This is a genomic window from Nostoc sp., from assembly GCF_036919595.1.
In the GTDB taxonomy this organism is placed as follows: domain Bacteria; phylum Cyanobacteriota; class Cyanobacteriia; order Cyanobacteriales; family Nostocaceae; genus Nostoc.
This window is the reverse complement of the sequence record NZ_JBALCO010000185.1, coordinates 16,706-40,632: the sequence shown is the minus strand read 5'-3', so window position 1 is coordinate 40,632 and position 23,927 is coordinate 16,706. Positions and strand designations below refer to the sequence as shown.

General features: G+C 42.4%; 21 protein-coding genes. 10 read left to right on the top strand and 11 right to left on the bottom strand.

The window, feature by feature from the left end; translation table 11 throughout:
• Positions 1 to 576: 576 nt before the first annotated feature.
• Positions 577 to 1,131, bottom strand: a complete 555-nt coding sequence (locus V7K21_RS28605; protein WP_335179196.1) for a Dps family protein — start codon at positions 1,129 to 1,131, stop codon at positions 577 to 579.
• A 449-nt stretch (positions 1,132 to 1,580) separates the two neighbouring features.
• Between V7K21_RS28605 and V7K21_RS28600 the strand changes: the two genes are divergently transcribed.
• The 3 genes from V7K21_RS28600 to V7K21_RS28590 all read left to right on the top strand — a co-directional run bounded on the left by V7K21_RS28600 (position 1,581) and on the right by V7K21_RS28590 (position 3,282).
• A complete protein-coding gene (locus tag V7K21_RS28600; protein WP_298918066.1) occupies positions 1,581 to 1,829 on the top strand; it encodes an Asr1405/Asl0597 family protein in 249 nt (82 codons plus the stop codon).
• Between the two features lie 73 nt (positions 1,830 to 1,902).
• Entirely contained in the window at positions 1,903 to 2,556 is a 654-nt protein-coding gene (locus V7K21_RS28595) for a (2Fe-2S) ferredoxin domain-containing protein (protein WP_335179194.1), read from the top strand.
• A gap of 303 nt (positions 2,557 to 2,859) precedes the next feature.
• Positions 2,860 to 3,282, top strand: a complete 423-nt coding sequence (locus tag V7K21_RS28590) for a hypothetical protein (RefSeq protein WP_335179192.1) — start codon at positions 2,860 to 2,862, stop codon at positions 3,280 to 3,282.
• A gap of 645 nt (positions 3,283 to 3,927) precedes the next feature.
• On the opposite strand, the gene V7K21_RS28585 is transcribed toward V7K21_RS28590, so the two are convergent.
• Entirely contained in the window at positions 3,928 to 6,498 is a 2,571-nt protein-coding gene (locus V7K21_RS28585) for a tetratricopeptide repeat protein (protein WP_335179190.1), read from the bottom strand.
• Positions 6,499 to 6,630: 132 nt separating this feature from the next.
• On the opposite strand from V7K21_RS28585, the gene V7K21_RS28580 reads away from it, so the two are divergent.
• Entirely contained in the window at positions 6,631 to 6,912 is a 282-nt protein-coding gene (locus V7K21_RS28580; protein ID WP_335179188.1) for a hypothetical protein, read from the top strand.
• A 105-nt stretch (positions 6,913 to 7,017) separates the two neighbouring features.
• Here V7K21_RS28580 and V7K21_RS28575 read toward each other — a convergent pair whose 3' ends face one another.
• The 3 genes from V7K21_RS28575 to V7K21_RS28565 all read right to left on the bottom strand — a co-directional run bounded on the left by V7K21_RS28575 (position 7,018) and on the right by V7K21_RS28565 (position 9,404).
• Complete coding sequence (locus V7K21_RS28575) at positions 7,018 to 7,491, bottom strand: hypothetical protein (protein WP_335179185.1); 474 nt, start codon at positions 7,489 to 7,491, stop codon at positions 7,018 to 7,020.
• A gap of 192 nt (positions 7,492 to 7,683) precedes the next feature.
• Positions 7,684 to 8,874: a Rid family detoxifying hydrolase gene (locus V7K21_RS28570; protein WP_335179183.1), complete on the bottom strand. Its 1,191-nt coding sequence runs from the start codon at positions 8,872 to 8,874 to the stop codon at positions 7,684 to 7,686.
• Positions 8,875 to 8,972: 98 nt separating this feature from the next.
• Positions 8,973 to 9,404 carry an NUDIX hydrolase gene (locus V7K21_RS28565; protein WP_335179249.1) on the bottom strand — a complete coding sequence of 144 codons (432 nt, stop codon included), beginning with the start codon at positions 9,402 to 9,404 and terminating at the stop codon, positions 8,973 to 8,975.
• Positions 9,405 to 9,590: 186 nt separating this feature from the next.
• Here V7K21_RS28565 and malQ point away from each other — a divergent pair, with 186 nt between their 5' ends.
• Entirely contained in the window at positions 9,591 to 11,099 is a 1,509-nt protein-coding gene (malQ, locus tag V7K21_RS28560) for a 4-alpha-glucanotransferase (RefSeq protein WP_335179181.1), read from the top strand.
• Positions 11,100 to 11,242: 143 nt separating this feature from the next.
• Here the strand turns inward: malQ and V7K21_RS28555 are convergent, their stop codons facing one another.
• Entirely contained in the window at positions 11,243 to 12,055 is an 813-nt protein-coding gene (locus V7K21_RS28555; RefSeq protein WP_335179179.1) for a helix-turn-helix domain-containing protein, read from the bottom strand.
• Between the two features lie 29 nt (positions 12,056 to 12,084).
• On the bottom strand, positions 12,085 to 12,843 hold the full coding sequence (locus V7K21_RS28550) for a pseudouridine synthase (protein WP_335179177.1): 759 nt from the start codon (positions 12,841 to 12,843) through the stop codon (positions 12,085 to 12,087).
• 134 nt (positions 12,844 to 12,977) lie between these two features.
• Between V7K21_RS28550 and V7K21_RS28545 the strand changes: the two genes are divergently transcribed.
• On the top strand, positions 12,978 to 13,691 hold the full coding sequence (locus V7K21_RS28545) for an LmeA family phospholipid-binding protein (RefSeq protein WP_335179175.1): 714 nt from the start codon (positions 12,978 to 12,980) through the stop codon (positions 13,689 to 13,691).
• Between the two features lie 289 nt (positions 13,692 to 13,980).
• Here V7K21_RS28545 and V7K21_RS28540 read toward each other — a convergent pair whose 3' ends face one another.
• Together V7K21_RS28540 and cbiT are read right to left on the bottom strand one after the other, a co-directional pair.
• Complete coding sequence (locus V7K21_RS28540) at positions 13,981 to 14,868, bottom strand: phosphatidate cytidylyltransferase (RefSeq protein ID WP_335179173.1); 888 nt, start codon at positions 14,866 to 14,868, stop codon at positions 13,981 to 13,983.
• Between the two features lie 149 nt (positions 14,869 to 15,017).
• Complete coding sequence (gene cbiT / locus V7K21_RS28535) at positions 15,018 to 15,620, bottom strand: precorrin-6Y C5,15-methyltransferase subunit CbiT (RefSeq protein ID WP_335179171.1); 603 nt, start codon at positions 15,618 to 15,620, stop codon at positions 15,018 to 15,020.
• Between the two features lie 94 nt (positions 15,621 to 15,714).
• Between cbiT and V7K21_RS28530 the strand changes: the two genes are divergently transcribed.
• The 3 genes from V7K21_RS28530 (at position 15,715) to V7K21_RS28520 (ending at position 19,243) form a co-directional block, all read left to right on the top strand.
• Entirely contained in the window at positions 15,715 to 17,118 is a 1,404-nt protein-coding gene (locus V7K21_RS28530; protein WP_335179169.1) for a serine/threonine protein kinase, read from the top strand.
• A 383-nt stretch (positions 17,119 to 17,501) separates the two neighbouring features.
• Positions 17,502 to 18,587, top strand: coding sequence for a DNA-methyltransferase (locus V7K21_RS28525; protein WP_335179167.1), 1,086 nt, complete (start codon positions 17,502 to 17,504; stop codon positions 18,585 to 18,587).
• A gap of 482 nt (positions 18,588 to 19,069) precedes the next feature.
• On the top strand, positions 19,070 to 19,243 hold the full coding sequence (locus V7K21_RS28520; RefSeq protein WP_335179248.1) for a Sec-independent protein translocase subunit TatA/TatB: 174 nt from the start codon (positions 19,070 to 19,072) through the stop codon (positions 19,241 to 19,243).
• Positions 19,244 to 19,312: 69 nt separating this feature from the next.
• On the opposite strand, the gene cphA is transcribed toward V7K21_RS28520, so the two are convergent.
• Positions 19,313 to 22,018 carry a cyanophycin synthetase gene (gene cphA / locus V7K21_RS28515; RefSeq protein ID WP_335179165.1) on the bottom strand — a complete coding sequence of 902 codons (2,706 nt, stop codon included), beginning with the start codon at positions 22,016 to 22,018 and terminating at the stop codon, positions 19,313 to 19,315.
• Between the two features lie 254 nt (positions 22,019 to 22,272).
• Here cphA and V7K21_RS28510 point away from each other — a divergent pair, with 254 nt between their 5' ends.
• Positions 22,273 to 22,461, top strand: a complete 189-nt coding sequence (locus V7K21_RS28510; RefSeq protein ID WP_335179163.1) for a hypothetical protein — start codon at positions 22,273 to 22,275, stop codon at positions 22,459 to 22,461.
• A gap of 163 nt (positions 22,462 to 22,624) precedes the next feature.
• Here the strand turns inward: V7K21_RS28510 and V7K21_RS28505 are convergent, their stop codons facing one another.
• Positions 22,625 to 23,488, bottom strand: a complete 864-nt coding sequence (locus V7K21_RS28505; RefSeq protein ID WP_334797970.1) for a cyanophycinase — start codon at positions 23,486 to 23,488, stop codon at positions 22,625 to 22,627.
• Positions 23,489 to 23,927: the final 439 nt, after the last annotated feature.

Below are 23,927 nucleotides of genomic sequence, written 5' to 3'. Positions count from 1 at the left end.
TGATTATTTTAAGGGTCTTTACCCTCTATCGTCCTTTTTATTATTAAGTTTTCTAAGTTTGATTACAGAGAGGAGAGTGGGGAATGGGGGATTACCTCGTTCCCAGTCTTTGACTGGGAATGCCCTTGATTGAGGCTCTGCCTCCCTTACTCGCGGCAGAGCTGCAATGAGGAACATTTCCAGCCTCTAATTGGAAACGAGGTTTTAAAGGGGTTTGCCAATGCCCAACGATTATTTTGTATTCCTAATTTTATTTAATTCTGATGCTCAAATTTTTAAAGCTTTTGCGAATCTTTGTTATTTAATTTTGTAAGACTTTGTAATAGATGGTGATTTATTCTGGCATATATGTATCTAATTATTCAGTACAAATAAATTTCTTAGCTAAAAATATTTATTAACTTGCTAATTGCTAAATATTTTCAACGTTAAATATTATGTGAATATATTTACTTAGATTAAAAAATGGCAGAGAGATAAAGATATCATTCTCTGCCATTTTTTATAATATTTTAAGAGTTAGTGGTGCCAACTTTTTCTTTCAGTCTAGGTAGACAAATCTAGATGATGAGAGTTTTAGCTTTGAGCAGCTTGGACAAACCCTAAGGTCAAGCTGTCTTTGGCGAGGAAGTGAGACAAATGATATGCACGTTCCTCTGTTTTCAACAAAATCTTTTCGTATAAATAGCGTGTACCCCGATCGCCTAAACTCTCTGCCTGAGCAGCTTGACGACGAATCACGCCCAGAACGGCTTGTTCTGCGGCCAGGTCATTTTCCACCATTTGGCGAGAGGAATATACGCCCTCAGATTCTTGCTCAAAACAGGTTAATTCTGCTAATTTGCTGAAGGTAGCTACTGGCACACCACCTAGTCCATCCAAGCGTTCTCCAATTTCATGGATGTGATCTTGTACTTGGTTGTAGCTTTCGTTAAAGAACTCATGCAGAGAGTAAAATTCTGAGCCTTCAACTACAAAATGATGCTTTTGGTACTGCAAGTATAGTGCCTGGAAACTGGCTAATACAACGTTGAATCCTTCTGTAACTGGAGCAGTTACGCTGTGATCCAGCAACACAGGATTGTCATATACATGACCAAAATTCCGTAACAAAGTTTGCGTTTCAGACATTGTTCTCCTCGCTCTTTAGCAGTTATAGGTTTCAACTGCTTATTCCTTACATATTAACATTTTAATAATAATAACAAGCCGATTTGCCATTACAAGGTTTTGTATTTTTGCCTACTAAAAGTCTCAAGTTTATTGTTTGCTGGATGATGGCACCCTTATCAAGTTGCATGTATTTATCATTATTATTGACATTTGAATTTAAATATGCATTGTCTCAGAGATGAGCAGTGAGAGAAAATTTTACCTTATCCTCCTTGTCTTCCCGATCTGCCTTATCCCCTTTTGAATATGCGATCGCTGTAAAAATTTGATTTTTTTTTCAAAATTACTGAGAATTCTTTGCACTTAAGGTATGCTGTTTTAAGAGATTACACTCCTAAGACTTTTAAAAAGCCGGGAGTTAAATCACGGTAGTTACTGCAAGTTTGTTGCACTTGAGGGCAATTCTCTTGAAATCGTTTAGTTCAGAAATAGAAATAAAGCACCTTGTAGAGGTGAATTGGGCAGATCGCTGGCAAGTCTATCAACGCCTAAAGGAATTAGACATTCCCTGTAGTTGTACGGCTAACCAGCCATTGAAAGTTGAAATTGGCTCTCCTATAGCAGCTGTTCAACTTTGGAGTGTGATACGGCAATTAACAGCTTCCCGTCAAGACCAGATTTGGACTCTTGAGTACTGCTGGCAAAGTCGCTACTAACAGTTATAATCTTTAGCTGCTGCTGAAAATATCTCACTTAGTAGCTTGTATTAGTTAAAAGGAGGTCAAAAAAATGGGTGGATCTCACAAAATGGAAGTATCAGAATTTTGTCTTGAAGGTAGATTTATAAATTTTGTTATTAAAGATGGCTATAAGCTCAAAGGCTTACTGCTGGCGACTCATGAGGGTGAATTTTATATTAAACTTGCTAAACATTTACGGGCTGCTTTTGACTTGCGCTTACCACCAGGGACTTGGCTGCAAGTTGTTGGTTACAAAATGCATGATTTAAAGGATGGCACGGTTATACTGAAAGCTGAACGGGTGATGGCGGTGCGTTCTGAGATGGGGAGAGTTGAAACGCCTACTCCAGTACAAGAACCCCCATTAATTGATAATGCCAAGGCAAAACCAGTTAAGACTAAAGCTACGATTTTGGTGTGTCAAAAGTCTGATTGTATAAAACGCGGTGGCAAAGCACTTTGTCAAGCGTTGGAGGCGGCTTTAAGCGATCGCGGTTTAGAAGACCAAGTTACAATCAAGGGCACTGGTTGTATGAAGAACTGTAAAGCTGGGCCTAATCTAGTTATGCCGGATAAAACGCGCCATAGCCGAATTCAAGCTTCACTTGTCCCTGCACTGATGAATCAGTATTTTGGTGACAACATGTCAGCACAGCCTGAGAATTTAAGGGAAGTGGTGATACGCAATGGCAAGCTTTCCTGAAATAAATGGTGAAATCTTGACATTTTAATAAGAAGGTTTAATAATAGCTTTTCAAGTGTGTTCCATTGATACTCGGCTGTAAACTTTGCTAAAAGTTTGCAATAAAATCAAAAAACTGGCTTTAATTAAGGCCAGTTTTTTGAGTTAATAGAGTCTTTATTGAGCAATTTTTAACCGGGATGCTTCCATAATTTGTAAAGATTCAAGGGAACGTGGTTGATTGGTGAGTCCGTAGACGCACAGAGGCTTGTCGTTAGACATCGCTTACAGTGGAAGCGTCAATCATCAGTGACTTAAAAACAAATGCCACATACCCCTCAGTGGATATACATCGTTTTTTTTACATTTTCCACGATAGTGATGATTTTTCTATTCCGTCATGACTGGAATCGCCTTGCTAAACTCTACCGCACCAAAGAAGCGCCGCCACAAAACTTCTCCCGAATGGAAAGCGGTTCTGTGGGTTTGGTGTACTACAAAGGAACTTTAAATGTTGGTACAACTCCTCAAGGGATTTATCTGAGTATTTTCTTGTTTAGCTTTGGACTTACGCCGTTGTTGATTCCCTGGAGTGCTATTAAAAAAATTGAACCTGCTAACGAACTATTTATTATTAAGCGTTTTCGTTTGTATCTTAATTCCCCAAAAGTCACGCTGATTTTAAGCAAAGATATTTTGGAACCAGCTAAAGAATTTTTAGCTGCACAGGGATTTGAGTGGATTTAGACTTGACTTTTCACAAGATGTGGAAAACCTCACTTCTATTTCTCTCTCCTAAAAGGAGAGACTTTGAATTTTCCCTCTTAGAGCGCCCTATACACGCTAGCGGCACAGCATTACGTAGGCGTAGCCCGCCATAGGCATTGCTTATATTTGACGCAAGCTGCAAGCGCTATATTTATACAGAATTACATTGAGCGATCGCCTACAGCCTCTGATTAGAAAGGCACAGTTGTAAAGGCGATCACTTAATATTTTTATGCAATTACCTTGAGCGATCGCTGGTTTGATAGAGTGCGCTAGCAGGAGCGTAACGCATCGAAAGTATCTAGTAGGCAATTCTATACTTTCTAGGGAATCGTTGAGGCGATCGCATAATAGCTCAAGATCACCTGGTTTGATTTTTCAAACCAGGTGATCTTGATTTCCTTTTACCAAACTAACTATTGCTTCTACCAAAGAACGGTAAATTAGTAACCAAGCAACTTCCTCTGGTGTGCTGCTAAACCTAGTCCTGCTGTATCTTCCACTGCATCTTTGGCTACCTCTTCCCACTTACCTAAGACCCCATCTATCACACCTTTGGTTAGGGATTTGAATAGTTCCTGGGACTTACGCGCTTCTTGGCGGGTAGGTTGGAAATTACATGACCTAAGTTAGAGAAGACTGCAACAACCGTCGTATGGATGTAGCCTGCATATGGTCAGGGAACACGGTTAAAAAGTCATTTAGGTCTTGGATAGCTTCACGAATAGATTCTGAGGAAGCACCTTGAGATAAAACATGGAGATATAACCGCTCTGCTGGTTGATGATATTGAGCAGCTAAATAGTAAAGGGCTAAGTTAAAAGTATTAGACCAGTCTTTAGCATCTTTTTCGTAATGCTGTTTAGCAAGCTTGATGGCAAGTGCTAGGTCAGCCCATGCTTTATCTGGTTGGTTGAGGGCTTGGTAGGCTAAAGCACGATTATACAATCTCCAATTACTGTCAGAATCTAAGTCAATAGCGCGGTTGAAATCTGCAAGAGCCTCATTGTATAGCTTTAGCATCAGGTAAGTTTGACCGCGACTTGCGATCACCCAGTTAAGTTTGGGGTTAAGTTCAATCGCGCGGTCAAAATCTTCTAGGGCTTCTGGGTAACGCTTCATTAAGCGATAAGTTTCACCACGATGTGCGATCGCCCAGTCAAGTTTGGGGTTAAGTTCAATCGCGCGGTCAAAATCTTGTAAGGCTTCTAGGTAACGCTTCATTGAGTGATAAGTTAGACCGCGATGTGCAATCGACCAGTCAAATTTGGGGTTAAGTTCAATTGCGCGGTCAATATCTTCTAGGGCTTCTGGGTAACGCTCCATTAAGCAGAAAGTTAGACCGCGAAGTGCGATCGCCCAGTCATATTTGGGGTTAAGCTCAATTGCGCGGTCAAAGTCTTGTAGGGCTTCTGGATAACGCTTCATTGAGCGATAAGTTTCACCGCGACGTGCGATCGCCCAGTCAAGTTTGGGGTTAAGTTCAATTGCGCGGTCAATATCTTGTAAGGCTTCTGGGTAACGCTTCATTAAGCGGTAAGTTTGACCGCGCCAACCTAGAGCAATTGGTTGCCATTTAACTTCAATCCTAGAATTTTGTAGGACTGCGGTAAACATTTCTAATGTAACTTGATAAAGCTTCTCCTCATAAGCTTTTAACCCATTAGCTAGTTGCTCACCCCAACGCTGAACTTCAGCAGAATCCGCATCTTTACCAGCCTGAAGCATTGTTTCTGCATATTGTTGGGCAAATTTGCGTTGATTTTTGAGTGCAGCAAGAAATTCATTGAGAGATACAGATAAATTCCTTTGCGGTGACTGACATAAATTGTGGTATGACACGTTTAATGTATAACTTTGCCAGCTAGGATCGCGCTGTTTATTCTCTTCGTCCAATTGCAGATCGTTCCGCAGGCTGTCATAATAGTCTGCTAACTTACCATGTATGTCAGCCCAACCTTGCGGAGATGAAAGGCGCTTGTGGCGTAACATTTGGGTTTTAACAACATCATGATAAGCCCAGCCATCAGAGCGTTCGTTGACAAAGGATGTTTCTTTCAGCCAAGTAAATAGCTCATCAGCTTCTTGTTCTCCTCTTAATTTGGCTATAACATCTCGATTCAAGCACCGAGGAATGGCAGCATCGAGAGCAATTTGTCGCCGCTTGGGGTCATCAATCCATTTTAAAAAGCGTTCTACAGCATTGCTGCTAGCCTCAACTACTTGGTTAGGGTCATTGGGATGAGCATCTGCTAGCATTCCCATCAGCAACGGCAAATTTCCAGAAAGGCGCAAAATCACTTCAATAATGCGATTGTCTGTAATGCCTTTGCGAGTTAGATATTGTTGGGCTTCTTGTTCTGTAAAGGCTTCCAGAGGGAAACGAACAATTAACCCCTCGTAAGGTGCCCAATGATTTTTATCTAATTCCTGGCGACCGGCAATGGTTATCAATATATTGAGAGACACTTCACCGTGGCGACCCTCCAAAACTTCTCGTAGCCAGTTATCTAGGAATTCCCCAGTGCGTTCATAGGTATCAAAAAACAAAACAACAGCAGTTTCTTTAGCAATTTTAAAAATATCTTGCAAAAATAGCGGGGTTAGGATTTCTACAGGTTCTTGAACTAATAGCACTTCATCTTTATTTGTTATTTTCTTTGCAACATAAGATGCCCATTCTCCGGCTTGAGTAGCCAAAGCATCCTCATCTACAAAGTCAAAGACAGCACCGCCAACGGGAACTCGACGCGCCAGACGCACACCAGTTTTAACTACAGTTTTGCCTACAAAAGCCGAAAAGCCTTGAGGAGCTTCTGGATCAGTTTCTAATTCTTGGCGCTTTTGACGGTAAACTTTGTAGCATTCTGTAAACTGCGTTAGTTTGTGACCTTGCCGTTCCAAGTCTTCAGCTAGACGACCCATAACTTCTGGTACAGTTTTTTCAGCTTCATCTATATAAGCCGTAATATTTTTTGCTTCTTCAGCAATTTTGCGAAACTGTCGTACAAGTGTGCTTTTACCAACCCCGTCTTCACCCCAAATGTTATATAAAAAATGACGGTGATCATCTTCTAACGGTAAATCTAGATTTTGGCAAAATTGGTTTACCTGGTCTTCACGATCCACAAAACCTGATTGCTGGCGCTGCTTAAGAATATCTTGTAGACTCTTGGGCTTGTTTTGTGGGTTCATGACCAGATTTAATTTTGAGGTGTTAATGCTTACAGAATAACTACTCAATGCCCACGCTGTATTTCAGAATTTACTAAATGTTATTTAGGTAATTTTTACGTGTAACCTTGATTTAAGCTCAATGTTGACCTTTTGAAGCTCGATGTTGACCTTCTGAGGCTCAATGTTGACCTTCTGAGGCTCGATGTTGACCTTCTGAGGCTCGATGTTGACCTTCTGAGGCTCAATGTTGACCTTTTGAAGCTCAATGTTGACCTTCTGAGGCTCAATGTTGACCTTCTGAGGCTCGATGTTGACCTTCTGAGGCTCAATGTTGACCTTCTGAAGCTCGATGTTGACCTTCTGAGGCTCAAAAATGCCTTGGCGACTAGAAGTCGCGGCTATACAGACAAAACCCGCCTGCGCGGGTTTTAAAAATCTTTAGATTTAAGATGCGAAAAGGGCATAACATTGTTATGCCCCTACAAATGACGTGTATTTTATCAAATTGATAACTGGTATAATTGGCGGTTTTAAGGTTTAGCTAACTGGGACTTCGGGTTGCTTTTTCTTAGAACGGCGGTTAAACCTGCGTCCCATCTCATCAATTACTCCATCTAAACCTGTGACATCACCACTAGCTTTGGCATAGCTATAAACTGCTAATGCTGCTGCATAGGCTTCACTAGCAGAGGCTATACAGGTATCATCCACCAATTCTTGCAGTTGCGTTAGAGATAAAAGCACGGGATACAAGGCCTCAAACAGCGTTAAATCTCGGCGCATCTCTTCTAAATCAAAAGAACGGGGCAAAAAGTTAGGGTTCTGTGTCGCCACTTCTAAGGCTTTGCTTACAAAAGCCCGACTTTTATCTCCCATCTTCAACATTGTTCGCCGTTCTTCGGTGGTCAAATCAACCAAAAACGGTAACTTTTCTCTAATTGTAGCGATCGCCTGCATGACTGCTTCTTTGTCTGCTGGGGCTAAGTTGGCACTGATACGATTTTCGGGCATTTTTAATACTCCCTTAGGATACTTAGTTTCAGTATTCCCAAAGTTATAGAAGCGATCGCATTCATTAGATGGAAACACTCAAAATACTTGCAATTGCCAATTCCCAACTCTGCTGTTGAAGTTCTAATTTTTCAAATCATGATAACTCAAACTAATGTAACCATTAAGATTTTGCTCATTGATACGTTCCTCCTAATCACTAATCACTGCGATCGCATCAATTTCTACCAACACATCTTTAGGTAAACGCGATACCTGGACACAAGCCCGCGCTGGGGCTGTATCTTCCGGAAAATATTTAGCATAAATGGCATTCACCGCCGCAAAATCATTCATGTCAGCTAAAAATACAGTGGTTTTCACCACATTTTGAAAAGTCGCACCAGCGGCTGTGAGAATGGCTTCAAGATTAGCTAAAACCTGCTCAGTTTGCTTTTTGACATCATCAGTGTAGACGACATCACCAAGGCGGGGATCGATGGCAATTTGTCCAGCGATGAATACAAATTGACCAGAAGCTGCGATCGCTTGATTATAAGGGCCGACTGGTGCGGGTGCGTTATCAGTATTAATTACTTTACGGATCATAGATATTACTTTCTCTAACGATGTTTCCTGTTTACCGATTTCCGCTTCAGCTGCGATCGGTTTATAGACTTCTCCATCTGGCATTATTGCACCAGTCAGGTCTGCATCTTGAAGATTAGCTCCGTAAAGATTTGCTCCAGTTAAATCAGCTTTTCTAAGATTTACTCCATTCAGATTTGCTTTCATTAAATCCGCTTGTTGTAAATCCGCTCTCTCTAAATTTGTCTCTTTTAGACAAGCTTTTCTGAAACTTGTAGCTCTGAGATTTGCTGCACCTAGATCAGCCTCAGCCAAATTCATACCAGACAAATTCTTTTGAGATAAATTAACACCCCGAATTTTAGCTCCCTGCAAATTGGTATCTTTGAGTTGTATCTGAATTAGGTTTACTTGACTCAAATCAGCTTCAGACAAGTTAGCCCCACTTAAATTTGCATTACCAAGGTTAGCTCTCACGAGATTTGTTTTTTTCAAAGAAGCTTCAGTTAGATTGGCAGATTTTAGCGTAGCATCACTCAAATTGGCATTATCTAAGTCTGCCCAACTCAAATTTAAATGAGAACTTTCCACTAAACCACTTAAGTTTGCACTTTTTAGAGAAGCCCTGGTGAGATTTGTACTTTTGAGACATGCCTTACTGATGTTGGCATTATTTAAATCCGCTCCCGTCAAATCTGCACTTGTTAGGTCTATTCCACTCAGATTTGCACCTTTGAGATTTACTCCTCTCAGATTTACTGAATCAAACTTCCGTTGACCTTTTGCATATTGTTTTAAAAGTTCCTCAGCGTCCATAACGCACCTTTAAATACCACTGACACAGTATAATCACAAAAACTTTGTGTCATAGGTATTCCTCTCCGCGCTCTCTGCGCCTCTGCGGTTCGTCCCTCCTACCCCAACCTCGGACGTATTCCATAATGCCGATATCGCCAATAGTCCTGCAAAATGCGATCGTGGTCAAAACATAAATTACCAGGCACACGCCAAGACTCAAAAATGCCTATCCCTTTAGCATCATCCCCAGCTATCGGTTCCCCCGTCGCTGTCGCCAAAAACACAATGCTAATCGTATGCTGACGCGGATCGCGATCGGGGTTAGAATACACCAGTAATTGTTCAACTAACTCCACCTGCAAACCCGTTTCTTCCTCAGCTTCTCGCCGGGCCGCCACTTCCACGGCTTCCCCATAATCCACAAAACCACCAGGAATAGCCCAACCTAAGGGTAGATTATGTCTTTCAATTAACACTATTGGCCGATGAGGTCGATCTACTAGTTCAATGATGATATCAACTGTCGGTGTAGGATTTCGGTAAGTCATAGTCATTAGTCATTGGTCATTAGTCATTGGTCATTAGTCATTGGTCAGTAGTTAAGGACAAATGACAAAGGACAAACAAAATGAGTTTACTTGATTTACCCTACAAATGCTGTTCTGTGATAGATTCGATGCGATCGCCTAGCGTGTCGTTCAGACAATCGCTTTCTCCCATAATTCAGGTTAAATATGCCTTTTCCTAGATCAAGTGGCATTTTGCTGCATCCCACATCTTTTCCCAGTCGATTTGGCATTGGCGATTTAGGCTTAGAAGCCTATCGCTTCATCGATTTTCTCAAAGAAAGCCATCAACAATATTGGCAAGTTTTACCTTTGGGCCCCACTGCATACGGTAATTCACCGTATATGTGCTACTCGGCAATGGCGGGAAATCCCCTGCTGATTAGCCCAGAAAAACTGCAAGATGAGGGTTTGCTAACAGAAGAAGACTTTGCTAATTTACCAGGATTTCCGGAAGAAAAGGTAGATTTCAAGGAGGTTGTGCCGATTAAGATTGGGCTACTCAAAAAAGCCTATGAACATTTTAGAGCCAATGCCACACCCATCTTACAAAAAGAGTTTGAAGGTTTTTGCGACAGCAAAGCCTATTGGCTAGATAATTACGCCTTATTTATGGCGTTGAAAGATGCCAACGAGAATGCAAACTGGCACACATGGCCGTCAGAACTTGTCAAGCGTGATCCACAAGCAATGGAGCAAGTACAGGAGCGGCTCAATGAAGAGATTTCTTATTACAAGTTTATCCAATTTGAGTTTTTCCGCCAGTGGTCAGAGCTTAAAAGCTACGCCAATATGCGCGGTATTGACATTATCGGCGATATCCCCATCTACGTAGCTCATGATAGCGCTGATGTGTGGGCGCATCCCAACATCTTTTGTCTAGATGAACAGACAGGAGCTGCCGCCCAAATGGCAGGAGTCCCACCAGACTACTTTAGCGCCACCGGTCAATTGTGGGGCAACCCAGTTTACAACTGGGAGGAATTGCAAAAACAAGACTTTAAGTGGTGGGTACAGCGCTTTGAGGCAATGCTGGATTATGTAGATATAATTCGCATTGACCATTTCCGGGGCTTTGAGGCTTATTGGGCTGTGCCGCAAGGTGAACAAACTGCCATCAATGGTAAATGGGTGGAAGCACCTGGAGATGCTTTTTTTGAAGTGATTAGGCAAAAGTTGGGCAAGCTACCCGTCTTAGCAGAAGATTTGGGAGTAATTACACCGGGGGTAGAAGCGCTGCGAGACAAGTATGAATTTCCAGGGATGAAAATTTTGCAATTTGCCTTTAGTGCTGATGCCGCTAATCCATTTTTACCATTCAATTATCCGCGCAACTCTGTAGTTTATACTGGGACTCACGATAATGATACAACTTTAGGCTGGTTTGATACAGCTAGCGACGAGGAAAAGCAAAAGTTGTTGCTTTATTTAGGTTCTATCAGTCCTGATGGCATCCACTGGGATTTAATTCGCCTAGCTTTGAATTCTATAGCTAACCAAGCGATTATTCCCTTGCAAGATATTTTGGGATTAGGGAACCAAGCACGGATGAATTTTCCCAGTATTCCTGAAGGTAACTGGGAGTGGCGCTATCAAGCAGCAGCGTTGACACAGGAATTAGGCGGTCGCTTGAAAGTTCTTACTGAACTCAATGGACGCGCCCCGCAAGAACAATGAAACAGGGGGAGCTGGGGAAGAAAGAATAACCAATACAACTCTTGGAAAGGCTGCGCCCTAAGCGTAGCTATGCCGTAGGCTTTACGGCAACTCTTAGAGACGCTCTTGCGTTCGCTCAGTACAAGTGCCCCATACCCCATATTTCAAAACTTAGGCTTGGCAGCAATCCTAACTTCTTCCTCTTTCCCAGGCTCTCCCATTTCCTTGGCTTTCTCTTGATTGACGCTCATTAAAACACCACCAGCATTATCAGTTTTCACTGTCAGTTGCTTCTGAGCTTTCCAAACCCGGTGAGTTCCCTCTGGCAGAATACCTTCAAACTTGGTTTTGCCATCAGCTACTACGCGAATCCAAGATGACGCTTTCAAAGTAACACCAATCTGTACAGCCTGTCCCTGTTTGACGCTGCTAAGGGTATCGCTGACAGGCTGAATTTTCACTGACTCTTTTAGTTGGGCTATTTCTGGTTTAACGACAGATTTTTGTTTTGGAGATGGCTGGTTTTGACTATTATTTGCTTGTAGTACAGCATTATTTAATAACTGAGATAAGCCATTTACAGAGCATACAATTAGGAATATGTAAAGAAAGTAAAGATGAATCGGACGTAGTTGACTTAAAGGTGAAGTATTCCCTTTAACTTGGGGGTTCACTTGTGCAGAACTGATCGGAAAAGTGCCAGAAAATTCTACTCCATTCAAACCTAGTGCCTCGGCAAATTGCCTAATCAAACCCTGAATATAGATTGGTTCTGGCAGCTCGGTTAAATTACCTTCTTCGATCGCCTGCAATAATCGCCGAGAAATCCTGGTTGATACAACTACTTGCTCTAGAGATAGACCCTGTTCTTGACGCAATGCCCAAAGTTGAGCGCCCAATTCTGCCAACTTTTCGGCTCGTTCTTGCTCTAATGAAATTGATGGCTGGTGATTATTCTTCTTTCTTAGCCATTTCATGCCTGCTGACACTCCTTAACTCCGCTGAATCAATAATTAGGTTGCGTTATCTGTTCTTGCAAAAAGTGAATCTCTTGATCTTTGAGGGAACGATATTTACCCTCTGATAAAAAGGGTTCTTTTAGAGTTTGTAATTGAATTGGGCCGATAGCAGTCCGATGCAGCTTGATCACTGGGTATCCTAACTGTTGAGCTATCCGGCGAATTTGGCGATTTCTTCCCTCCTGCAACACGATTTCTAAAAAGCTTTGCTCGGCACGACGTTCTATGAGGTGTACCTTGGCGGCCCTGGTTTTTCTACCCTCCAACATCACACCCTGACACCACATTTGCAGTATCGCTTCTGGAGGATGTCCTTTTACCAAAACATGATATGTCTTGGAAATGCTGTGGCGTGGATGCGTTAGTCCAAATGTTAGATTTCCGTCGTTTGTCAGGATTAATGCTCCTGTAGAGTCTGCATCTAAACGCCCAACTGGGTGAATACCTAAACCCTCTCGTAATTCTTTAGATAGTAGATCCAGGACTGTTGGTCTGCCGTGAGGGTCGTAGCAACTAGAAACCACGCCTGCTGGTTTATGCAGCAATAGATATATTAAAGCCGGACGCTGCTTTTCGGATATAGGCTTACCATCGATCGCGATCGCATCTTTTTGAGGATCAACTTTTTGACCTAAATGTGCTACTACCCCATTAATTCGCACCCGTGAGTGCCTAATCATTTTTTCGGCTTCACGACGTGAGGCGATACCCCATTGAGCGAGAATTTTTTGTAACCGTGCCTCCATGTGGAAATTGCTTATTTACTGTTAACAATTAAATGATATTTGTATTTTGTAGTGAGTAGGCATAAATGTTAAATTTAAGACTTATTTAATTTATGTTCGGTTGTTAAGCAAATACTCATAAATAGATTAGTTAGATGCCAGAGCAAAATTCCCAAACAACAAATACTAATAAAATCCGCATAATTACGCAAGTACTCACAACAGCCCTAAAGCTCTGGTTGAGAACGCAAGTCAGCCAAATATCTGAATTAGAAGTGGAGATTAAAGCGAGCGATCGCCAAATTATCTCTGGACGCATTCCCTTGGTATCTATATTTGCTACTCATGCTGTTTATCAAGGTCTCCTGATTACAAAAATTCAATTAATGGCAGAAAATATTCGGATAAATATCGGCTCAATAGTCAAGGGACAGCCACTGCGACTGTTAGAAACAGTACCAGTAATTGGCGATTTGATCGTAGACGAGAAGGATCTCAATGCTTCTCTCTCATCTAACTTATTATCAACTGCTTTGAGTGATCTATTGGTTAAGGTTTCACCAACACATTACCTAGAGCCACAACCAATTAATTGGCAAGAAATTCTCCTTCAGAACAACAAAATTATACTGCGAGGCATCAAAGTAACCAATAGTCAAACAACACCTCTAGAGATTTGTCTGGGCTTACAATTACTTAATGGCCATGAGTTGCGACTGACAAATATCCAAATCAAGCCCGACCAAGGAAATATATTAGAGGACAATCATGAGTACAATTTGGATCTTGGCTCAGATGTTGATATCCAAGAACTAATGCTGATCCCAGGCAAACTAGTGTGTCGTGGGCGGATTAACGTTAACCCTTGATGATTAAAAATTAAAAATACCAATTACTTGTTTTAAATAATATAACGCTTCTCGAAATAAGGGCAGGGGGGCAAAGGAGTAGGGTTCAAAAATTTGTCAGCGAGTATCAAAAACTCACAGGACTTACGCAAAATCATGAAAAAACGAACCGCAAAGAACGCAAAGGACACGAAGAATAAGACTTTCAGAGGGTTATTGCGTAAGTCCTAACTCATTCACGAGTATCAAAGACTCGTCCACGAGTATTAAAGACTCATTTTTTATTCCCCATGCCCAATGCCCAACTCATCTATTCTGTTATCAGCGGCAAAAGTAGTGTTACGAAATAGTAAACCAGAGGAGCTGTAAAAATATAACTATCAGTACGGTCTAAAATACCACCATGACCGGGGATTAATTGTCCAGAATCTTTGACTCCAGCATCCCGCTTGAGCATAGACTCGGTAAGATCCCCTAAAAGACTAGCAATGCCAATCAACAAACCCAATGCTAAACCAGTAAAAAGGGATCTGGGCAAGTGGAGATAATAGGCTCCTGCTATGGCTACAGCAACACTTGAAGTAATGCCAAAGACAGCACCTTCTACAGTTTTTTTCGGGCTAATATCAGACAGACGGGTTTTCCCAAAGAATTTGCCAATAGTGTAAGCGCCAATATCAGCTGCCCAAATACACAAAAAAGTTAGCAGTGTTGCTGTAAAACCTTGTGGTAAAGACGCCGAATTTGCCTTTTGCCAGAAATCTGTCCAGGTTATGGGCCAGTAACCTCCAAAAGGGAGATTGCTAAAAGCAGCACTATCAATAGCTCGTAACCGCACCCAGTAACTCGGCAAATAACCTACGTAAAATAGCCCCATAATAGAAGCGGAAACATCAGCGATCGTGGCAAATTTGGGTTGAAACAGCAGGTAAAAACAAATAAGTGTACCAGCTAAGGGCATTACAGCGTCAGCTAAACTGCCATCAAGGGTACAAATCACCAGCAAGACTTGGCTGACAGCCATAGTGGTTTTAGCGGCGGGAGCGATACCTCTGGCTCGCACCAAATTAAAATATTCCTCTTGACCCAAAAAGACGATAATCGCAAACATGATGGTAAAGTACCAACCCCCCAAAAGGGTCACACAAAGAGCAAGAGCGATCGCAACAATTCCACTAATAATCCGAGGCCAAGGCATAAAAGTATTTTGGATTTTGGATTTTGGATTTTGGATTAGAGATTAGGTATTCGAGATTAGGGATTGGTAATTGTGGCTTGGTTTGTTATGAACTATGACCTAAATCCCCAATCTAAAATCTAAAATCTAAAATCTAAAATCTTTTTGATTTAGTCTAGTTTCTCACCACTGAGGATAAAAATGGGATCAACGGCGGTAAAGGTTTGAGAAAAACCGCGTGTCTCTAAGCGGTTAACCGCAGACTGGACGACTTCGATATTTCTAGCTCTTAACAGGGAAAAGCTCTGGGAAATAGCATACAGACTTTCTAGATTAGCAGCTGTGGCTACAACCCGACCGGATGGTGGCAAATAATGCCAAGCTGCTTGCAGAATTTCCTGAATGGGGCGTCCTCCCTCGATACAAACGCGGTGAGGAGTAATCTTAAGATCATGTAAACACTCCGGGGCGCTACCTTCAATTACTTCGACGTTTTTCACCTCAAAGCGATCGCAGTTACGCTTGATCAGATTAGCTACTTCTTCATCCCTTTCTATAGCGATAATCTGTCCTTTTGGACATAATAGCCCCACCTCTACCGGAATTGTACCTGTCCCTGCGCCAATATCCCACAACACAGAATCTGGTTTTAGCCGTAGTTGGGCAATTAACAGTAGTCGGACTTCTCGCTGGCTCAGGGGAATTCCTGGCAAGTGCTCGAATAAATCATCGGGAATACCAGGGGTAATATAAGGCCAAAGTTGGGAGGGCATAAAACTACGCAATTATACTAAAGATATCGGTTTGCCAAACTGAAAAGCCATAAGCTATAAAAACTTTTCAACCGCAGCGTTATCAGAAACCATAATGATTGGCGAAATATTAGGCGATCGCTACGAAGTTCAGCAGCTATTAGGAAAAAAAGCAGGGCGGCGGACGTTGCTAGCTCGTGATTTGAAAACTCAGGAATTAGTTGTCATCAAGTTACTCTCTTTTGGTGATGACTTTGAGTGGGATTCACTCAAGCTGTTTGAGCGAGAAGCTGAAACTTTAAAATCTTTGTCACATCCCTTAATTCCTCACTATTTAAACTATTTTGAGGTAAATTTATCAACCCTCAAAGGATTTGCCCTAGTACAAACTTATATCCGCGCCCAAACTTTAGAGCAATATTTACAAACTGGACGGACTTTTACAGAAGCAGAAATCAAACTAATAGCCAAGGCAGTTTTAGAAATTCTCATTTACCTACATGGGCTGTATCCGCCTGTTATCCACCGTGATATTAAGCCTAGCAATATTTTATTGGGAGAGCGTTCTGGTAATACTGTTGGTCAAGTTTATCTAGTAGATTTTGGTTCAGTGCAAACTGTCCTCGGTGCAGAAACTGGGACTAGGACTGTGGTGGGTACTTATGGATATATGCCACAGGAGCAATTTGGTGGGCGTACCGTTCCTGCTTCTGACATTTATAGTTTAGGTGCAACTTTAATTTATTTAGTGACGGGTACTTACCCAGCCGATTTACCCCAAAAGGATTTTCGCATTCAGTTTGAACAAGTGGCTAATCTGAGTCCCAGCTTTAGCAATTGGCTAAAGTGGATGATTGAACCCAGTTTAGAACGGCGTTTTAGTTCTGCTACTGTTGCGATCGCAGCCTTGGAGAAACCACAACCGACAAACTTGCCTGCTTTAATTGTTGGCAAACCAGATGGCAGTAAGATTCAATTAACCAAAAATTGGGATTCTCTAGAAATTATCATTCCACCATCTGGTTTCCATCCATCAATAATACTCACAGGTGTATTTGCGATTGCCTGGAATTCATTTATCCTAATTTGGACAATTGTTGCTCTTTCGGCCCCTTTTCCTGTCAACATCCCCTTTGCCATGTTCTCACTTCCCTTTTGGGGTGCTGGCTTTATGATGGTGTATAAATTTTTCTTTAACTTGTTTGGACGCATCTGCTTACGCCTGAATCCCAAAGAAATTGCCCTAACCTGGGAGTTGTTTGCTTGGAAATTTTATCGTCCCCGTTCATCACCAAGACAAAGTATTACTAAGTTAGTTTACATTCCCAAACATTTTACTAAAGATTCTGAAGGCACTAGAATTGCCGTTCCAGCACAATTGGATATTTGGGTAGGAGTAAAAAAATATCAACTTGGTGGTATTAGTGGTGTTATTAAATCTGAAGCAGAACTGGAATGGCTAGCTTATGAATTAAGCGATTGGTTAGGTTTGCCAATTACCAATCCAATTAGAAGTTAGTTGCGTTAATGATCACTTTGTTCAAGTTGTCCAGTTCTATCTCGGCCATGCTCTATTTAGGACAGATGTACTATTTGGGCAGATACTTGGCACATTGCCCTATTCATCCAGCAAATTACAGGACTTAGGCAAAAATCGCCAAAAAGCTGAGTTTATCGGAGACACATAGTGGCTTGCCGCAGGCTACCGCCAACACGCCAACTCTTAAAGACACTACGTGAACGCAAAGCGTCTCGTTGGCGCAGCCTTTCATAGAGAAAAGAAGAATTCGTAGAGTGTACGTAAGTCCTAAATTAATCAAAAAAAATAGCTAACAGTTGAAAAACTTATGCTTTTATGGATAATACTGTTTTTATCTGTACAAATGTACTAACAAAGTTTAGATGAGACTTAATTGTAACCCTTACTACGAAACAAAATTTGGTGCTGCTTATTTGGGAAACAGCCTAGAATTAATGGCAAGTATTGCCGACGAAAGTATCGATCTAATTTGTACCTCTCCACCATTTGCACTGGTTCGTAAAAAAGAATACGGAAATGTTGATGCCAATGAATATGTTGAATGGTTTAAAGATTATGCGGCTGAGTTTTACCGTATTCTTAAGCCAACAGGCTCACTGGTTATTGATATTGGTGGTAGTTGGATTAAGGGGATGCCAGTTCGTTCTCTTTATCATTTTGAATTGGTTGTTGCTTTGTGCAAAGCAAAAGAAAAAGGTGGACTGGGATTTTATCTGGCACAAGAATTGTATTGGTATAATCCAGCAAAATTACCCACCCCTGCCGAATGGGTAACAATTCGCAGGGAAAGAGTTAAAGATTCGGTAAATACAATTTGGTGGCTATCAAAAGAACCGCATCCTAAAGCTAATAATAGAAGGGTTTTAAAGCCTTATAGTGATGCAATGAAAAACCTTCTGAAGAATGGCTATCAACCCAAAGTTAGACCATCAGGTCATGATATTTCCGATAAATTTGGGAAGGACAGGGGAGGAGCTATTCCCCCGAATATTATTGATGGACGTTGTAGTACAGACAAAGAAGAAATAGGGCAACAGACTCTTATACAAGAAATTTTATTTGAAGATTTAGTCCAGCCCGTAAATGTGATTTCTGCCTCGAATACTGCTTCTAACGATTATTACCAAAGACGTTGCAAAGAAGAAGGTTTTAAGCCACACCCGGCAAGATTTCCTCAAGCTTTACCAGAGTTTGTCATCAATCTTTGTACAGAACCAGGTGATATTGTTTTAGAACCTTTTGCTGGTTCTAATATGACAGGTCGAGTTGCAGAAACTTTACAAAGACGCTGGTTAGCTTTTGAGATTGATGAAAACTACATCATAAGCTCAAAACTGAGATTTGAAGAAAATGCTCCTTTGGTTGTTGAACCTCCAGCAGATTTACCACCAATAATAACAGAAAATACTGATAATAAAAACTACGGAGTACAGTTAGGACTGTTTTAAAAAAGGCTTTATCAAATTAATTCTTATTACTTTTAAGGACTGAAATTGCTCATCGTGTAGAGATTTCAACTCCTCAACAAAAATGTATTAACATTAAATTTTAAAATTGAGATTCAAATGAATTTTGAGGGAGAATAATTTTACAAATTGATTTTCAAAGAACAACCAAAATTATTTAATAATTATTTAATATTGTTTCTAATACAAGATACTTACATTAGTATAGATTGTGTTGTTGAATAGACTGAGGAGATTTAGTCGTACTTTTCACGGATTTGAGTTCGTCAATCACAGACTGAGCCACTTTGGCAGATTATCCCAAGTTGCTTTGCCAAAAGTTTTGAGGACAAAAAGACTTATTTCTATTCATTTTCTTTATACCCTGTTTCTGCAAGAGGGTCGAGCGCCTATAAGTGGCTAAATCATCGGATTTGAGCCATCAATGTCTATATTTAATTAAAGATGCCTTAGAGGAAATTTATATGTTTGGACTGGGATGGCCAGAAATCGGTGTAATTGCCATAGTCGCGGTTCTAATTTTTGGCCCTAAAAAAATTCCCGAACTGGGGACCGCACTGGGCAAAACCCTACGAGGTTTTAAGGAGGAGATGAAAACTCCCAGTGACGAAACCAATTCGGAACAAGAAGAACAATAATTAAAGTAGTCAGAATACAGGAGTCAGGAGGAGGCAGTGCGTTGGGGAGCCAGCGCTGTCTTCTCCTGACTACAAGAGTGTATTAACAACAGAAGAAGGTGCGATCCCATTTTGGGAATCGATGGCAGTTGTGCCAGGATTTGGTTGATGTGTCTCTTCCTTCACTACACCACGCGCCCTAATTAACTTAATAGCGCGAGTGACGCTTTCTGGCAAAATTACCACCAGACTGTTATTGGGAGCCATATCTAAGCCTTTATTTATCGCTTGGGTTTCATCCAGAATTGATTCATAGCGGCTATCCGGTTTAACTTGGGTGATGCCTTGAATAATCAACTGGGCGGCTGAACCCCGTTGGCGTCCCCGTGTGTCATCGTCTTCTTTGACAATGATGTAATCAAAAATTTGCGCTGCTAATTTGCCCAAAGTAATAAAGTCTTCGTCGCGGCGATCGCCGGGTCCACCAATTACGCCAATCCGTTGTCCTGTAGTCCAGTTCCGAACAAAAGAACCTACAGCTTCGTAACTGGCTGCGTTGTGGGCATAGTCTACCAAAGCGTGGTAGTTTCCTAAATTAAATAAATTCATTCGTCCTGGCGTTTGACTAACTGAAGCCCGGAAGGTCTTCAAACCAGCACGAATCTGCTCAATCGTCACGTTTTGTACAAATGCTGCCAAACTTGCTGCTAAAGCGTTGGCAATCATAAATGGTGCACGTCCGCCCATTGTTAAAGGTATATTTTCTGCTCTTTCTATGCGGTGTGTCCAATCACCTTTAACAATTGACAAATAACCATTTTCATATACTGCCGCTACTCCGCCCTTTTGGATGTGCTTTCGCACCAATTCCGAGTCGAGGTTCATTGTGAAGTAAGCAATATTAGCCTTAGTTTTTTCTGACATGGCGGCGACGCGCCGATCGTCGGCGTTAAGTACCGCGTAGCCATCAGGGAATACAGCTTCCGCTACTACGCTCTTGAGGTTAGCTAACTGCTCAATGGTATCTATATCACCTATTCCTAAGTGGTCGGAGGCTACATTCAATACCACCCCTACATTTGCTGCTTCAAAGCCCAATCCAGAACGGAGAATTCCACCGCGAGCCGTTTCCAGTACCGCTACTTCCACTGTGGGATCTTGGAGGATGACGTGGGCACTTTGGGGGCCTGTGTTATCGCCAGCTTCTACTAAATAATCACCGATATATGTTCCATCGGTCGTAGTATAACCTACTACCTTCCCCGTCTGTTTATAAATATGTGCTAGTAATCGGGTAGTAGTGGTTTTGCCATTAGTACCAGTAACGCTGAGGATTGGAATTTGGCTAGATTGCTCGTTGGGAAATAGCATATCCATGACTGCGCCAGCGACGTTGCGGGGAATACCCACGCTTGGGGCGACGTGCATTCGGAAACCGGGAGCGGCATTAACTTCAACAATCACTCCATCCACTTCCCGCAACGGACGACCAATATCTGTGGTTACGATATCCAGTCCGGCGATATCCAAACCAATAATCTTAACTACCCGTTGTGCTAACCAGAGATTTTCTGGGTGAATTTCATCGGTACGATCTACGGCACTACCACCTGTACTTAAGTTTGCCGTTGCTCTGAGATAACAAAGGGTTCCTTTGGGTGGCACGCTATTTAGGGTATAGCCTTGCCTTTCTAGCAACTGGTAGCTGGTGCGGTCTAGTTCAATCTTCGTTAGGACGTTATCATGTCCTTCACCGCGATTTGGGTCAAGGTTTGTTTCTTCAATCAGTTCGGCAATGGTAGATCTGCCGTTGCCAATCACATGAGCCGGAACGCGTTCGGCTACTGCTACTACTTTGCCATTTACTACCAGTACCCTGTGGTCGCGTCCAACGTAATATCTTTCGACAATAATTGACCGGGAAACTTGTCTAGCAGCTTCGTATCCGGCTTCAGCTTCTTCCCAAGTTCTGATATCAATGGTGATCCCACGTCCATGATTGCCATCCACGGGCTTGATAACGATGGGATAACCGCCAACGTATTCAATGGCTTGTTCCAAATCGTCTAAGAAGTTGATCACTGTACCTCTAGGTACTGGCGCACCAGCGGCAGCGAGGATGCGTTTAGTGGCTTCTTTATCGCAAGCTAGTTCTACGCCTAGAATGCTGGTGTTGTCCGTCATTGTGGCCTGCATCCGCTTCTGATTCACGCCGTAGCCCAGCTGAATCAAAAAGCGGGCTTCCAGAGATATCCAGGGAATACCTCTTTTTTCTGCTTCTTTGACGATCGCTTCAGTGGAAGGGCCTAAGGAAGCATCACGGGTGAAGTCTTTCAGGTCTTGGATATCTTGCTCTAATTCTGCCTTGGGATAACGGCCTCGATCAACGATACTCTGGCATAAGCGCACCGCGGCTCGTCCAGCGTAGCGTCCCGCTTCCTCATTCAGGTACTCAAGCACTACTTGGTAAATTCCGGGTGTGGCAGTTTCACGGGTGCGACCAAAGCCGACATTCATTCCAGCTAATTCCTGGAGTTCTAAGGCTACGTGTTCCACAACGTGGCCGATCATAGTGCCTTCTTTGACTCGCATCAGAAAACCACCACGACAGCCAGGCGAACAATAGTGACCCTCCAGACTCGGCAGCGCCTCAACTAATCCTTCATAAAAGCCAGGGATTTCATTCGAGGGCGTCTCACCAAGGGTTTCTAAATCGAGGCGCATGACGATCAGCTTGTGGCGTCGAATGCTCCAATAGTTTGGGCCGCGTAAGGTCTGGATCTTGAGGATTCTCATGGGAATAGGTAGATGGAGATTCGGAACCAAAATTCTAGTTTCTTACTGGAATTGACCGCTAAACTGTTTGTAATGAACAGTTTTTTCTTTTTACATAGTATTCTCATCATTTTTCTACAATAAGAAATAAATGTGCGGTCAACCGATTTTGGATTTTAGATTTATGATTTTGGATTGAAAGAGACAATTAGGGTACTTAGCTGTGGGAATTTGAGATTGACGATAGCGTAGCGTTAACAAGTTTGAGGTTTTTTTTGATTTGTTTTGCCCACTTTCTGGCGGCATGTGCCGAAAAGCTCTTTGAATCTAAAATCCGTCTGGAAAAGTTTCCTATGGAGAGAAACCAACGCCCTTCGGGTGACGCTCGTTCGCCTTTGGCGTCTCCCCTTCTCCCAAAGGGAGAGGCTAGCGCCAAGGGAGAAGACTCGCTAACGCTGCGCTAACACCAGTCGCCTACAGAAGGAAACCAACTTGGGTGCGCTGGTTTACCACTTGCAACAACGTCCTTAACCCGTGCAACGCAGTTGCTCCTCCTTACAACTTTTCGCAAAATCCAAAATCTAAAATTTGCGGTCAACTCAGTGTAACCTCAGATACTCTATCCCGTCAGCTGGAGATTCGATGTACAGCAGGCAATACAGTGCGCTGGTATAAGTGGAAACGATCGCCATAGCTGAGGATATGCAGACGTAAATTATGCACGGTTAGCGGTTCATTAGCACCAACATGGGGTTCGTTAGTGTGGGTGAGTTCAGTGGGATCAACAATGGTGACACTGCCTTTACCCATAACTTGTAGCCAACCATCACGTTCAAACACTGCACAAGTATCTTCGTCAATGCCAATACCTAAGCGATCAGGATGAGCTGCGATCGCACTAATCAGCCGCCCCATCCGATTCCGGTTGTTAAAATGTTGGTCAACGATTACTTCCGGAATAAATCCCAAACCCGTTGCCATATCGACTAGGGAACGATTTGGCGTCTCTCCACTACCGCCGCCAGCAATCATATGATGCCCCATCACTGCCGCTCCGGCACTAGTGCCTGCTAAGGTAAGTTGCCCCGCCCTGACTCGCTGCCGAATAATTTCCATTGCTGGTGTATCTGCCAATACCCCACAGAGACGCAGCTGGTCTCCTCCTGTCAAAAATACCCCACTACAGGCTTCTAAGGATGCTTTGATTTGGGAGGCTTCACACTGTTCCCGTTCGCGGATGTCTAAAATTTCTACCTTCTGGGCACCCATTTCTTCAAAAATGCGAATATACCGACCACCGATGATAGCGGGTTCGCGAGAGGCAGATGGAATAATTGTAATATAAGCCTTACTAGCACCGGCACGTCCAAAAAAAGTTCGTAGGATTTCGCGCCCATGAACTTTGTCTTCTGCGCCTCCGATAACCAGAACGGCGGTTTTAGTTGCTTGGGGTGTCCTCATTTCCAGCGATTTAGCTTGTAATTGCGGCATTTTGTTTCTCCTGTCAACAACTTCAGGTGAATTTAACAAGGATCAGTTGCAGCCATGATTTTTGCGCTTTGCTTCTTTGAGAGGACACTTTTTGGAAGTTTGGAACTGGATCAGCCGCTCTCCAAATTCTCGCTTAACGCTCGCGTTGCCTCAGTCTAAACGTCTTCGTTCCCATCCTTCAAAGCCAGAGCCTTGTTTTTCACCTGTCCACTTGCAGCAGGGCAAAATAGTCTTTAGGGGGCTAAATTCCCCCTCTGGGGCTGGGGACAAGCAGTTAAGACTATGCTTTTTTCTGAGGCTGGCTCGATGCATCCTGGAAGTTGCTAACTTGATATGATTATTAATTTAAATGTACTTGTGACAACATTTAAACATAAATTAAGTAATTAGAAAAACTTTTGAGCCCATCTAAAATCCAAGAGACCTGGTAGTTTTAGAT